We start from the raw sequence: 14,338 nt of genomic DNA, 5'->3' as shown, positions 1-14,338 counted from the left end.
AAAACCAGTTGATATAAACGTTAAGGCCGTCTGAAACATCCCAACCCATTCTGAAAAAGCAAATCCATGTCTCAAACTCCTTTCTTCAAAACCGACTGCCCAAGCTGCGGCGCACCTGTCGAAGCGCATTCTGCTTCTGCTGTGACGCTGGTGTGCGGCTATTGCAACAGCATGCTGGTGCGGCAAGATAACGGCGTTGTCGATTCCGGCCGCGATTCCGCATTGCTGGAAGATTTTAGTCCGTTGCAAATCGGAACCAGCGGCACATTTGTCGCGCAACGCTTTACCTTGGTTGGACGGCTTCAGGTGCAATACGACGATGGTGCGTGGAATGAATGGTATGCGTTATTTGACGACGGTAGGGCAGGTTGGCTTTCAGAGGCGGGCGATTTATATGTGATGACCATGCCGGTCGAAATCGATAATCCGCCGAAATTTGAAGACACGCGAGCCGGATTTAGTGAGCTGACTTTTCAAGATAAGCGCTATATTGCCTCCGATGTCCGCAAAATCAGTTTGAAACGTGCCGCCGCGCAGGGCGAATTGCCGTTTTTTTTGAAAGAGGATACAGAAAATCGGGTTTCCGACTGGCGTTGCGAAAACCTTTTCATCACGCTCGATTACAGCAACACAACACCCGAAGCTTTCTTCGGGAGGATGGTAAACCTAGATGATTTGAAGCTGGAAAACACGCGCCACGAAGATGAAATTAAAGAAAGCGCAGGCCGTCTGAAAGGCAGTATTACTTCAGAAAACTGTCCTAACTGCGGCTCATCCATTCATTGGGTGAACGGTCTGACTTCTCATCTGAACTGTCAAAGTTGCGGCAGCGAATTGGCAGTCGGCAAAGATAAAGCGGAGCTTATTACCGCCAACAATCTGCGTTTGTCCCAAAATACGATGTTTACTCTGCCTGTCGGCTCGATAGGCCGTCTGAAAAATAAAGAGTTTCATGTTATCGGCGCAATCCGATATTTAGAAACAGATGCGCAGGAAACATTTGATAACTTGTTCAAAGGAGCCAAACATACATTGGCACCAGAAGGGCAGTGGACAGAGTATCTGCTTTACAATCCTACACAGGGTTTCTTATGGCTGGTTGAAGCTGATGAAGGTTGGAATATTTCCGAAACCTTGAACGATTGGCCGCGCCTCGACCGCAACCGCCAACCGCAAGGCTATGGCAAACTTTATGACTATGGCGGACGGGTCAGGATTGCCAGCGGAGCGTTTTATTGGCGTGTCCGAAGCGGTGATTTGAATTATTACAGCGACTACCGAGATGGGCGAAGTCGAAAGCTTGGCGCAGAACTAAACAGTCACGAAATGTCATGGAGCAAAAGTACCCCCATTACTTATCGGGAAATTGCGGATGCATTTGAATTGACCAATAAAATATCATCTTACACCGTGAAAATGAGTGCAGATGATATCGATGAAAAATTACGACTTCTGATGATTGCTATTTTGGTTATCGTCAATATTCCGTCATTGTTTATGAATGGCTTCGATATACTGTTCGATATATTTCTTATCGGTTGGGGTGTCTATGCTCTTTTTATAGTTGGACGGAAGAGAGATGAAAATGGCGAACAGAGTATCTCTCGAGTGGGATATGTTATTTGTGCAATGGCTTTGATTGTTTTTATTACGATGATGAATTATGCAGATTTATCTGATTTGGATGATGACAGTAGCCGAGTTCATTCAGGAGGAAGCTACGGCGGTTATTCAAGCGGCTATTCCGGAGGCCATAAATGACACACATGCCCGGTAATCATGGCCTATTGGACTTATACGGCTGCAACGAAGCCATCTTAAAAGATGAAGGCCGTCTGAAAACCGCTTTGGCAGCTGCCGCACAGGCCGCAGAAGCCACCATATTAACTGAACATTTCCATACCTTTGGCGGAGCAGGCGGCGTAACCGGCGTTTTGCTGCTTGCCGAGTCCCATATCAGTATCCATACTTGGCCGGAACACCGTTTCGCCGCCATTGACGCATTTATCTGCGGCGGTATGAAATTGGAAAAAGTGAAGGAAGTGTTGTACAGGGAGTTGGCGGCGGAACGGGTGGATTGGACGGTTGTAAATAGAGGCAGTGATTTGACTTTATTTTAGTTTTATCAATATTGGCAAGAGGGGCAAAAGTTCAACGCCAAGCATACGCCATTTGATATTTCAGGAGATGTTAATTTATTGCTGGTTAAGTGTTATCGGTTCTATAACATGAAGGCATTTGGAAATAATGGGTATCTTACAGAGAAAGGGGTGTATGACTTGCTTTCCTAAAAAAATACTGAAAAGCAATAATTTATTATGCTAACCCGCCGTCAATTTCTCAGCTATACTGCCGCGCTTGGCGCTGCCACTGCTTTTTCTTGGCAGACTTATAAATACCTCAATCGCAAACCGCCGGTTTCTATTAACCGTGTCGGCTTGCCGTTGGGGCATTTGTTGCGCGACGGAGAATTGATCAATCAGCCGACCCGTCGTTATGAATGCAATACCTTGATACTCGGTGGCGGTGCGGCTGGTTTGGGGGCGTTGTGGTATTTGGCGAAGCATAATCACTGCGATGTATTATTGGCAGAAGGGTTTGAACGCAATGGCAACAATGCCGCCTATACGTCTTCAGCCGGCCTGAAAGCGCCGAGCGGTGCGCATTATTTGGCTTTGCCGTCGAAAGAAAGCGTGTATGTGCGCGAGATGCTGGCAGATTTCGGTATTTTGCAGTCGGACGGCAGCTTTAGGGAAACCGATTTGGTTTATGCGCCCGAATCGCGCCTTTTATATCAGGATAAATGGGTGGAACATTTATTGCCGAAAGAAGATGCGGACTCCAAACGGTTTTTTGATTTGATAGGCCGTCTGAAACAGGTTTACGGCAATGACGGTAAGAAAATTTTTGCCATTCCGATTGCGCTGTCATCGGCCGATGAGACATGGCGCAAACTCGATAATCTGACGTTCAAACAATGGCTTGAGCAGGAGGGCTACCACTCGCCCGAGCTTTTATGGTATCTCGATTATTGTTGCCGCGACGATTACGGGCAAGGTATTGGGCAAGTGTCTGCCTTTGCCGGATTGCATTATTTTGCCGCCCGCAACAGCGCGGAAACCGTCCTCACTTGGCCCGAAGGTTTGGCGCATCTTTCTGAAAGCTTGCGCCGTCATGCCGGTTTGCAGGAGGACTGGCAATGGCCGTCTGAAAGCAGTATCCGTTTGGAGAAGCCTGCTTCAATTAATGCTTCTGCCGTCAAAATCAAACCGCTTTCGGATGGCCGGATTGAAGTGTGGCTGCGTGATAATGCAAAAGGGGAAACCGTTGCCGTAACCGCGCAACACGTTATCTCCGCCATGCCGCTGATGGTTGCAGCCCGCGTTATTGAATCTCCCGAACAATTTGGTCTGGACATTCCCGAATACGCGCCATGGCTGGTTTCCAATTTTGAACTGCACAGTTTTCCGAAAGAAAAAAACAATAGCGAACTTGCGTGGGACAATGTGGTTTATGGCAGCCAAGGGCTGGGCTATGTTGTTGCGACCAACCAGCTTATCCGGGTTGCCCGTCCTGAACGCACGATTTTTACCACCTATGCCGCGCTCAACCACGATACGCCACAAGCCGTCCGCCGCCAGCTGCTTGAAGCAAGCGACGAAGAGCTGCTCCAGCTTGCCGCCCAAGATCTGCTTACCGCTTACGGCGAAGGCTTTTGGCGGCATGTTTCCCATGTTGACATTACCGTTCGCGGGCATGGCATGAGCGTGCCGAAACCCGGCTATTTAAGCGATGAGGCTTTATTAAAAATCAGAAACCGAAATTCTGGATTATTATTTGCACACAGTGACTTAAGCAGCTATTCGGTATTTGAAGAGGCTTTGTATTGGGGTGTGGAAGCGGCACGGAAAGTGTTGGCTTAATTGATATAAAAAGGCCGTCTGAAATCATATTCAGACAGCCTTTTTTTTAACCTTATGACCTGATTAGGCTTTGGGTTTCAAAGCGGCAGCTTCGCGAGCAAGACGGGTGATGGTGTCCCAGTCTTTGTTTTTGATGGCTTCTTTCGGAGTCAGCCATGAGCCGCCGACGCACAAGACATTAGGCAGCGCCAAGTATTCGGGTGCGGATGCCAAACTGATACCGCCGGTCGGGCAGAAGCGAACATCAGCATAAGGGCCGTACAGGGCTTTGAGCATGGCTTTGCCGCCAACGACTTCGGCAGGGAAGAGTTTGAGGGTGTCGATGCCGTGTTCCAAAGCCAGTTGGACTTCGCCCGGAGTGGCAACGCCGGGAATCAGGGGGATGCCGCTGTTGTGGCTGACTTTGGCGAGGGATTCGTGCAAACCTGGGCTGATGGCGAAAACTGCGCCTGCGTCTTCGACGGCTTTGAGCTGTTCGGGATTGGTTACCGTACCTGCGCCGACGATGGCGTTGGGTACTTCTTTGGCAATCAGGCGGATGGCGTCGAGGCCGACAGGGGTGCGCAGGGTGATTTCGAGGGTGGGAATGCCGCCTTTGACAAGGGCATGGGATAAATCGACGGCAGTACTCAAGTCGTCAATCGCCATTACCGGCACAACTGCGCCGGCTGTCAGGATTTCGCGTGGGGTCAGTTTGGACATTTTAGGTCTCCGTTGGGGACTGTATCGTAATAGGTTCGTTAACATGGTTTCAGACGGCCTGTTTGTTTTAAAAGGCCGTCTGAAAAGGGTTTAGGCAAATTCGCCGCCGAAGCTCATGGCACCGGTTTCTGCGCTGCTGGTCATGCTGCGGAAGTTGGCAAAGAGTTCGCGGCCGCAACCTTGTTGGTTGGCGCTCAAGTCGATACGTTCGACTTCGCGGGCGTTCCATTCGGCTTCGTTGATCAGGACGTTGAGTTCGCCGGTAACGGAGTCGAAGCGGATCAGGTCGCCGGTACGGATTTTGGCGATATTGCCGCCCATCAGGGCTTCAGGCGTCATGTGGATGGAGGCCGGAACTTTGCCGGATGCGCCGGACATACGGCCGTCGGTAAGCAACGCCACTTTGAAGCCGCGGTCTTGCAGGATGCCCAAAGGCGGGGTCAGTTTGTGCAATTCGGGCATACCGTTGGCGCGCGGGCCTTGGTAACGGACGACGCAGACGAAATCGCGTTCCAACTCGCCGCGCTCAAACGCAGCCAACACTTCGCGTTGGTCGTTGAACACGATGGCAGGCGCTTCGATGATGCGACAGCCCTCGCGCACGGCGGACACTTTAATCACGCCGCGACCGATGTTGCCTTTCATCAGGCGCAAACCGCCGTCTGGGGAGAACGGGTTGTCGGCTTTGCGCAGGATGTCTTCATTGCCGCTGGTTTCAGGGGCTTCGCGCCATTCGAGTTTGCCGTCGATGAGGAAAGGCTCTTTGGTGTAGTGGCGCATACCGTGTCCGACGACGGTATCGACATCGTCATGCAACAGGCCTGCGTCCAGCAATTCGCGGATGACGAAAGGCAGGCCGCCGGCTGCGGTAAAGTGGTTCACGTCGGCTTTGCCGTTTGGATACACACGGATCAGCAATGGGATGATGGATGAAATTTCGTCGAAGTCGTCCCAGTTTAAAATCACGCCTGCGGCGCGCGCCATGGCAACGAGGTGCATGGTGTGGTTGGTCGAGCCGCCGGTCGCCATCAGGCCGATCAGGGCGTTGATGAAGGATTTTTCGGTCAACATTTCACCCAATGGTTTGATGGTGCCGTTTTTAATGCCGCGCGCGAGGTGTCCGGCTGCGTAGCGGGTCAGGGCTTCGCGCAGGTCGGTGTAAGGGTGGACGAAGGCAGCGGCAGGCAGGTGCACGCCCATCATTTCCATCATCATTTGGTTGGAGTTGGCGGTACCGTAGAAAGTACAAGTACCCGGGCTGTGGTAAGAGCCCATTTCGCTTTCAAGCAACGCATCGCGGCCGACTTTACCTTCTGCGAAAAGTTGGCGGGTACGGGCTTTTTCTTTATTGCCGATACCGCTGGACATTGGGCCTGCCGGAACGAAGATGCCCGGAATATGGCCGAAAGACAAAGCGCCGATCATCAAGCCGGGAACGATTTTGTCGCATACGCCCATAAACAGGCTGCCGTCAAACATTTGATGAGACAGACCGATAGCGGTGCTCATGGCAATCACGTCGCGGGAGAACAGCGACAATTCCATGCCGGCATAGCCTTGCGTGATGCCGTCGCACATGGCAGGCGTACCGCCGGCGACTTGTGCAGTCGCGCCGTTTTTCTGCGCTTCGTCTTTAATTTGGTCGGGGAAGTCCTTAAACGGTTGGTGTGCGGAAACCATGTCGTTGTAGGCAGTGATGATGCCTAAGTTGGGAACAGTATCCTGAAGCATTTCGATTTTGATGCTTTTGGGCATGGCGGCATAGCCGTGCGCCAAGTTGCTGCAGCCGAGTTGGTTGCGCTCTAAGCGTCCCATCTGTTTGGCACTGCGGATTTTCGCCAGATATTTTTCACGCGTCGGGCGGCTGCGCTCGATGATGCGCTCGGTAATCTCGGCGAGTTTAGGGTGAATAGGAGTGGGGTTCATGTGCTGTCTCCTGGCAAAACGATGTGATAGGAATTTTGTTTGCGCGTTTCTGATTTTTGTATTGGGTGTTTTTCAGACGGCCTGGAGCTGTGGGAATAAATAATGAGTGCCGTCTGAAATGTTGAAGATTCCTCTTCGAAGTGTCTGCGTATTATAGTACAAATTCTGTAATTTTGTTACAGAATAATTCGCTAAGTGGAAGAAATTTGATTTAAATCGAGGTATAGTCAATTTGTAAAATGGCAGGCTGCAAAAGTCATCAAACTTTTATGTTAAATCAAACAATTTGTAAAAATGAGAATGGACAAAATCTGTAGCCATGTGTAGTATTACTACTCACTAGCCCGCTTGTTTGAAATTTTGGTGCGGGCGATTGGTTTTTTACTGCTTATTGCTTAAAGGCTTTTGATTTTAATTGATTTTTATGGATGACGACAGTCCAAAAGTTTTGAAGCAAGCTTCCTCAACGAGAGATGAAACGATGAGTACACAGACAAATTTTGATTTGGTGTTGTTTGGCGCGACCGGCGATTTGGCAATGCGTAAACTTTTGCCTTGCCTGTATCAGGCGCATGTAGCCGGTTTGCTTCATCCCGAAGGTCGTATTTTGGGTGTAAGCCGCAGCGAATTGGATACCGCCGGCTTTTTGTCTAAAGTGGAAACGAATTCTAAAATCCATGTCAAACAAAACTTCTCAGATGAAGCGTGGGCGTCGTTTATCCAACGTATCGAGTATTTAAAAGTCGATGTCACAGAGAAAGGCGATTTCATTGCCTTGGGCGACTTGGTAAAAGCACGCAAGAATACTGAAAATGTCGCGATCTATCTCTCAACTGCGCCGAAATTCTTTGCGCAAGCCTGTGAAAACCTTGCCGAAATCGGTTTGAATGCCGATAACGTGCGCGTGGTTTTGGAAAAACCGTTGGGTACGGACTTGGCCTCCTCCCAGCAAATCAATACAGATGTGGCCCGTTATTTCAAAGAAGAGCAAATCTACCGTATCGACCATTATCTGGGTAAAGAAAGCCTACAAAACCTGTTGGCCTTGCGTTTTGCCAATGTGATGTTCGAGCCTTTGTGGAACAACAAATATATTGAAAGCGTACAGCTGACCATCGCCGAGCAGTTAGGCGTAGAAGAACGCGGCGAGTTCTACGACATTACCGGCGCATTGCGCGATATGGTGCAAAACCACTTGATGCAAATGCTTTGTATGACTGCGATGGAAGCACCTGCAAGCTTGGATGCCGACGCCGTACGCGACGAGAAAGTGAAAGTCATCAAATCGCTGAAACCGCTGACCATTGAATCCGTCAACGAAAATGTTATTCGCGGCCAATATGTTGCAGCAAACGGCATGAACGGCTATCTGGAAGAAGTCAACATTCCGCAAGACAGCTTCACTGAAACCTATGTCGCCATCAAAGCCGAAATCGAAAACGAGCGTTGGAAGGGCGTACCTTTCTACCTGCGTACCGGCAAACGCATGGCAGGCAAAGTGGCGGAAATCGTGTTGAACTTCCGTCCGCTGCAAAACCATATTTTTGACAACAGCCAACCTGCGCCGAATCGTTTGGTTATTGAACTACAACCGACCGAATCCGTCCGCCTTTACACACAAGTGAAAACTCCGGGGGCAGGCAACAAAGTCGAAGTTACGCCGATTGGCGTGGACTTGGGTACAGCCGTAGAGGGCCGCCGCGCCGAGGCTTATGAGCGTCTGCTGCTGGATGTGATTAACGGCAAACTTGCTTTGTTCAACCGTCGTGACGAACTCGAAGCCGCTTGGGAATATGTGATGCCTATCCTGGAAAACTGGGCGAACAATACAACGCCTCCACATGCTTACGAAGCCCATTCTTGGGGTCCTGAAGCTGCGCGCGCGCTGTTGGCCCGTGACGGCAACAAGTGGCACGAAGAGCAATAATATTTCTTTCAGACGGCCTTGTTTTCCAACAAAAGGCCGTCTGAAACCATGAAAGGACGAAACATGTTTGTTTGGCACGAACAAGAAAACGCTGCAACTGCCGCGCAAGCTCTCGCCGATGCCGTTGCCGCCGCATTACAAGCCGCGTTGAATGAGAAAGGCCATGCGGTTTTGGCTGTTTCCGGCGGTCGTTCGCCGATTGCGTTTTTTGAGGCTTTGTCACAAAAAGATTTAAATTGGCAAAATGTCGGTATTACTTTGGTGGACGAGCGTATCGTCCCGACCACGCATGCCGACAGCAATACAGGCTTGGTACGCGAATATCTGCTCAAAAATAACGCGGCCGTTGCCACATGGATTCCTGTTGTTGAAGACGGAAAGTCTGAAATTGAATTACAACCTGAAGTTGTCGTTGCTTACGCATTGAAACATTATAAGCAACCTGACGTACTGGTGTTGGGCATGGGCGGAGACGGGCATACAGCGTCGTTGTTCCCTCAAGCGCCTCAATTACAGGCCGCAATCAATGAAGCCAATGACCCGACATTGATTCATACAACGCCGGTTACCGCGCCGCATGAACGTGTGAGCATGACTTTGGGTGCGATTGCCAAAACGCCGAATGTATTTTTGGCCATTCAAGGCGCAGAGAAAAAAGCGGTATTCGATAAGGCTGCTGCAAGGGCTGACACCGAATATCCGACCAGTCTGATTCTCAATCACCAAGGAATTAACTGCCATGTCTACTATGCACACTGAGGCTTATCCTCGTTTGATCGCCGATATCGGCGGTACGAATGCCCGTTTTGCACTTGAAACTGCACCACAGGTCATTGAAAAGGCTGAAGTCTTGCCTTGCAAGGATTACGTCACCATCGTCGATGCCGTCAAAACTTATTTGGAACGCGCAGGCAGTCCGAAAGTTTTGCACGCCGCCTTTGCGATTGCCAATCCGATTTTGGGCGACTGGGTGCAGATGACCAACCACCACTGGGCATTTTCCATCGAAACCACCCGTCAGGCTTTGGGTTTTGAAACGTTGATTCTGTTGAACGACTTTACCGCCCAAGCTTTGGCGGTAACACAAACCGATAAGAAAGACTTGATACAAATCGGCGGTCAAAAACCAATCGAATTTGCGCCTAAAGCCGTTATCGGCCCGGGTACCGGTTTGGGTGTCAGCGGTTTGGTGCACAGCGCTGCCGGCTGGGTAGCGTTGGCAGGCGAGGGCGGCCATACCAGCTTCCCGCCGTTTGACGATATGGAAGTGTTGATTTGGCAATACGCTAAAAACAAATACGGTCATGTTTCTGCCGAGCGTTTCTTGAGCGGCTCAGGCTTAAGCCTAATTTATGAAGCATTGGCCAAACGCGACAACATCAAACAATGCCGTCTGAAGCCCTCTGAAATTACCGATAAGACATTGAGCGGAACATCGCCGATTTGCCGTCAGACTTTGGATATTTTCTGCGCCATGTTGGGTACGGTCGCTTCCAATTTGGCTTTGACCTTGGGCGCGCGCGGCGGCGTGTATTTGTGCGGCGGGATTATCCCGCGCGTGTTGGATTACTTTAAAACGTCTCCATTCCGCAGCCGCTTTGAAAACAAAGGCCGCTTTGAAGCTTATCTTGCCGCCATCCCCGTGTATGTCGTATTGAGCGAATTTCCGGGCATCGTCGGCGCGACGGTGGCATTAGACAATCATTTAAATAACGTTTAAACACACAAACGGCGGTGCAGGGCAGGGTACGAAAATGTGCCTTGTCCTGAACGTCAAAGAATCAAAGGGTAGAGTATATGTTAAGCAAAATCAGCGAATCATTGTCCAATCTCTCCGGCGCAGAACGCAAAGTTGCCGAATCTGCGCTGGCCGAGCCGAAATGGTTTGTTCATGCCGCTGTGGCGGAAATCGCCGAGCGTGCATCCGTCAGTCAGCCGACAGTAATCCGTTTCTGCCGCAGTTTGGGTTACAAAGGCTTGCCTGAGTTCAAACTCGCTTTGTCTGCCAGCATCGGTCATGAAGGCATGCCTTACGTTCATGAAGAATTGAACGCCGATGACAACATGAGCAGCGTGGTTGAAAAAGTCTTGGGCAATGCCGCAGCCTCCCTTTTGGGCGAGCGCCGCTTCCTGAAAGAATCCGAGCTGGAAAACGCGATTGCCATTCTGATGCACGCACGACGCGTTGAGTTTTATGGTGTCGGCAATTCCGGCATCGTTGCCCAAGACGCGCAACACAAATTCTTCCGCTTCGGTATGTCTACTGTTGCCTATGTCGATACGCATACCCAGCTGATGGCGGCTTCCGTATTGACCGAGCAGGATGTGTTGGTGGCGATTTCCAATACCGGCTCATCTATCGAATTATTGGACGCGGCCAGTATCGCTAAAGAAAACGGCGCAGCCGTTATCGCGCTGACCCGCAATGATTCGCCGTTGGCACAAATGGCCGACTGCGTATTGAGCATTGCCACTCAGGAAAATGCAGAGCTTTATACGCCTATGGTGTCCCGTCTTCTGCAGTTGGCCGTGATCGACATTCTTGCCATCGGCTTGGCCTTGCGCTTGGGCGATACTGCCAGCACGCAACTGCAAAAAAGTAAAAAAAGCATACATAACAAACACATCGAATACGATAAAGATTGATTCTTCACTGATATCTTCAGACGGCCTTAACCCACATCAAGGCCGTCTGAAACCTCAAAAAACGGAAACCACCCCGTTCCCGTTTCAGACGACCTCACGGCCGTTTTCTCAACAAAACTGTCCATTATCCAGGAGAGCATCCGATGAAACAGCTTTACGATTTACCAGCTTGGTCAAAATTATGGATACATTTTGACGAAACCAAAGAACAACATATGCGTGAAATGTTCGAGCAAGATCCCGAACGTGCCGAGCGCTACTGGCTGCAAGTTGGCGGCCTGACTTTGGATTATTCTAAAAACCGTATCAACGACGAAACCATGTCGCTTTTGTTCGAGTTGGCGCGTGAAGCAGGCGTGCCGGAACGGATGCAGCAAATGTTCCGCGGCGAAAAAATCAATACGACAGAAAACCGCGCCGTACTCCACGTTGCCCTGCGCAACCGCACCAATGCCCCGATCGTCGTGGATGGCGAGGATGTCATGCCTAAGGTCAACCATGTCCTGCAACGCATGGGCGAGTTCGCACACGAAGTCCGCAGCGGCAGCTGGTTGGGCTACACCAATCAAGTCATTACTGATGTCGTCAACATCGGTATCGGCGGCTCCGACCTCGGCCCTCTGATGATGTGTACCGCGCTCAAGCCTTTCGGTCATCCGCGCCTGAATATGCACTTCGTCTCCAACGTGGATGGCTCCCAACTGCGCGACGTATTGTCTAAAGTCCACCCTGAAACCACCCTCTTCATCATTGCTTCCAAAACCTTCACCACCCAAGAAACCCTGACCAACGCCCTGACCGCGCGTAAATGGTTCTTAGATCATGCAGGCGATGAAAGCGCCGTCGCCAAACACTTCGTTGCCGTATCGACCAACCAAAAAGCCGTTGCCGAATTCGGTATCGATACCGTTAATATGTTTGAATTTTGGGATTGGGTCGGCGGCCGTTACAGCCTGTGGTCTGCCATCGGCCTGCCGATTATGCTGTACCTCGGCGAAGAAAACTTCATTGAAATGCTCAACGGCGCGCACCTGATGGATCAACACTTCATCAACACCCCGCTTGAGCGCAACCTCCCAGTCATCCTCGCCCTCGTCGGCATCTGGTACATCAACTACTACGGCGGCGGCAGCCACGTCATCGCGCCTTACGACCAACATCTCCACCGCCTACCCAAATTCATCCAGCAGCTCGATATGGAGAGCAACGGCAAACAAGTGACCCTTGACGGCAAAGCTGTCGGTTACGAAACTTCGCCGATTATTTGGGGTGAAACCGGTATCAACGGCCAGCACGCGTTTTTCCAACTGCTGCACCAAGGTACGCACATCACGCCGATTGACCTGATTGCCTCCCTTGAAAAACGCAGCAACCTGCGCGGCCACCACGAAATCCTGCTGGCCAACGTTTTTGCCCAAGCTGAAGCTTTTATGCGCGGCAAAACGCCTGACGAAGTACGCGCCAAGCTTCAAGCACAAGGCATGGACGAAGCACGTATCGAAGAGCTGGTTCCGCACAAAACCTTCTCCGGCAACCGTCCGACCAACCTCATCCTCATGGACAAAATCAACCCGCGCAATATGGGCAGCCTGATTGCCATGTACGAACACAAAACTTTTGTTCAAGGCATTATTTGGGGCATCAACAGCTTTGACCAATGGGGCGTAGAGCTCGGCAAACAACTGGCCAAAACCATTCTTGCCGAATTGACCGGCGAGACCGAAGTGCAAAAACACGACAGCTCAACTACACGTCTGATTAATCTTTATTTGAATGCCAATAAATAAAGCATTTATTTAAAGCTAAGGCCGTCTGAAATGTTCAGACGGCCTTTTGTTTTATTCCGGATCATCCGTAAACGCATTCGCCCGAAAGATCGGTACGAACGTCAACAGATAAAGCACGAACACGGCGGCGGTCAGAATCGCGGGGACGGTGATGAATAATATCGGATTCACGTTCATTAAAACAGCGCGCGAGACGGCTGCGGCGAAGAGGATGGGGACGGCGACGCGGCAGAGTTTGGGGTAGTCGAGTTTGGTAAAGCCACTGTGCCACAGTCCGGCGGTCAGCCACACCATCATCACGCCGCCCATCATACCGCCGAGGGTAATCAGGTGCAGGGGTGCGGAGGCGGGCAGGTTTTGCAGTTTCGCCGCGCCTGTCCACAAATAACCTGCGGCGGCAAAGAGTTGGAGCAGGTAATAGGTGCGGACGTAGTGTTTGCGCAGGAGTTCGTGATGGTGCAGTTCGCGCAGCTTGGCGAGCAGGATGAAACCGACGGCGAATGCGGTAAAACCGGCGGTCTGCGCGGGCAGCCAAAGTTCGGCGGCGGCGTGCAGGAGCAGGAAGGTGATAGCGATATTTTTATAGACGACGTTGGGGATGAATACGGGGTCTTTCAGACGGCATCCTTTAAGGGCTTCCGCGCCCAAAAGGACGCTGACACGCACGGATACGAACATGACCGCCGCCATGTTCAGATGTACTTGCGCGCGCAACAGGTTCAAATCGCCGCTGACGGCATAGGCCGTCTGAAAAACGGTAAACGCGGCAAGCAGCATCAGCAGGGCGAAATTGTCGGTGTTGCGGTCGAGCCAAATCAGCCAGGCGCAGAAAAGCAACAACACCAGCCAATAGGCGGCGACGAAAAACGAAGCGGTTTGCGGAGAAAACGGCAACAGGACGGATGCGGCGAGCAACAACGCCGCCAAGACAGTGGCGACAGGTTTCAGACGACCTTTATAGCCCGTCCATTCGAGCATGGCGGCAGTCAGAAAACCGCCGTATGCCGCAGGCAGCATAAGTTCTAAGAAGATTTGACGGTGCAGGACGATGGCGCCGGGGCTGATGAAAAACACCAACGCGCCGAGTATGGCAAGCACCGCCGCGCCGACAAAAAACGGCCGCATGGGGTGGGTAAAAAATTTATTCATGGCTTGGCTTGATTCTGCATGAAGATGCTTTCGGATATGGATTTATTGGGCGGACAGGGCCGTATCTTTTGCCAAAGAGGCAAGCCTGCGGCTTGCTTGCCCCCTCCCTAGCCCTCTCCCGCGGAGAGAGGGGATTAAGCTGTCGAGTCCGAACATTTTCAGGTTTGCCTGCCAGCTGATTCCCAATCCTGCGCCCTCTGATTTTCAGAAACCTGATTCCCTCGCCCCGTGGGAGAGGGTTAGGGAGAGGGCAACGAACCGCAAGGTTCGTCAGACAC

11 protein-coding genes are annotated in these 14,338 nt (G+C 51.2%); 8 read left to right on the top strand and 3 right to left on the bottom strand.

All coding sequences use genetic code 11. The features are described 5' to 3' along the window. Positions 1-66 precede the first annotated feature (66 nt). The 3 genes from ACTHTA_RS06730 to ACTHTA_RS06720 all read left to right on the top strand — a co-directional run bounded on the left by ACTHTA_RS06730 (position 67) and on the right by ACTHTA_RS06720 (position 3,923). A complete protein-coding gene (locus ACTHTA_RS06730) occupies positions 67-1,761 on the top strand; it encodes a DUF4178 domain-containing protein (protein WP_308887679.1) in 1,695 nt (564 codons plus the stop codon). Further along, on the top strand, positions 1,758-2,120 hold the full coding sequence (speD, locus tag ACTHTA_RS06725) for an adenosylmethionine decarboxylase (RefSeq protein ID WP_308887680.1): 363 nt from the start codon (positions 1,758-1,760) through the stop codon (positions 2,118-2,120). The genes ACTHTA_RS06730 and speD overlap by 4 nt, the downstream gene beginning before the upstream one ends. 198 nt (positions 2,121-2,318) lie before the next feature. After that, a complete protein-coding gene (locus ACTHTA_RS06720; RefSeq protein ID WP_308887681.1) occupies positions 2,319-3,923 on the top strand; it encodes an NAD(P)-binding protein in 1,605 nt (534 codons plus the stop codon). A gap of 63 nt (positions 3,924-3,986) precedes the next feature. Here the strand turns inward: ACTHTA_RS06720 and ACTHTA_RS06715 are convergent, their stop codons facing one another. Then, positions 3,987-4,625 (bottom strand): bifunctional 4-hydroxy-2-oxoglutarate aldolase/2-dehydro-3-deoxy-phosphogluconate aldolase, encoded by a 639-nt coding sequence (locus tag ACTHTA_RS06715; protein WP_308887682.1) that lies wholly within the window; start codon positions 4,623-4,625, stop codon positions 3,987-3,989. 90 nt (positions 4,626-4,715) lie between these two features. Beyond that, positions 4,716-6,551 (bottom strand): phosphogluconate dehydratase, encoded by a 1,836-nt coding sequence (gene edd, locus ACTHTA_RS06710; protein ID WP_070591071.1) that lies wholly within the window; start codon positions 6,549-6,551, stop codon positions 4,716-4,718. Positions 6,552-7,032: 481 nt separating this feature from the next. Here edd and zwf point away from each other — a divergent pair, with 481 nt between their 5' ends. From zwf to pgi, 5 genes are all read left to right on the top strand, one after another. Further along, entirely contained in the window at positions 7,033-8,478 is a 1,446-nt protein-coding gene (zwf, locus tag ACTHTA_RS06705) for a glucose-6-phosphate dehydrogenase (RefSeq protein WP_308887683.1), read from the top strand. Between the two features lie 63 nt (positions 8,479-8,541). After that, complete coding sequence (gene pgl / locus ACTHTA_RS06700; RefSeq protein WP_440364352.1) at positions 8,542-9,237, top strand: 6-phosphogluconolactonase; 696 nt, start codon at positions 8,542-8,544, stop codon at positions 9,235-9,237. Continuing rightward, positions 9,218-10,198 (top strand): glucokinase, encoded by a 981-nt coding sequence (locus ACTHTA_RS06695; RefSeq protein ID WP_308887685.1) that lies wholly within the window; start codon positions 9,218-9,220, stop codon positions 10,196-10,198. The genes pgl and ACTHTA_RS06695 overlap by 20 nt, the downstream gene beginning before the upstream one ends. A 77-nt stretch (positions 10,199-10,275) precedes the next feature. Beyond that, positions 10,276-11,124 (top strand): DNA-binding transcriptional regulator HexR, encoded by an 849-nt coding sequence (gene hexR, locus ACTHTA_RS06690; RefSeq protein WP_049352085.1) that lies wholly within the window; start codon positions 10,276-10,278, stop codon positions 11,122-11,124. 143 nt (positions 11,125-11,267) lie between these two features. Further along, positions 11,268-12,911: a glucose-6-phosphate isomerase gene (gene pgi, locus ACTHTA_RS06685; protein WP_308887686.1), complete on the top strand. Its 1,644-nt coding sequence runs from the start codon at positions 11,268-11,270 to the stop codon at positions 12,909-12,911. 51 nt (positions 12,912-12,962) lie between these two features. On the opposite strand, the gene ACTHTA_RS06680 is transcribed toward pgi, so the two are convergent. After that, positions 12,963-14,060, bottom strand: coding sequence for an NnrS family protein (locus ACTHTA_RS06680; protein ID WP_308887688.1), 1,098 nt, complete (start codon positions 14,058-14,060; stop codon positions 12,963-12,965). Positions 14,061-14,338 lie beyond the last annotated feature (278 nt).

The sequence above is a fragment of the Neisseria sp. P0013.S005 genome (assembly GCF_051958425.1).
Classification (GTDB): domain Bacteria; phylum Pseudomonadota; class Gammaproteobacteria; order Burkholderiales; family Neisseriaceae; genus Neisseria; species Neisseria subflava.
Note: the sequence above shows the minus strand (reverse complement) of the source record. Positions and strands in the feature narration are given on the sequence as shown.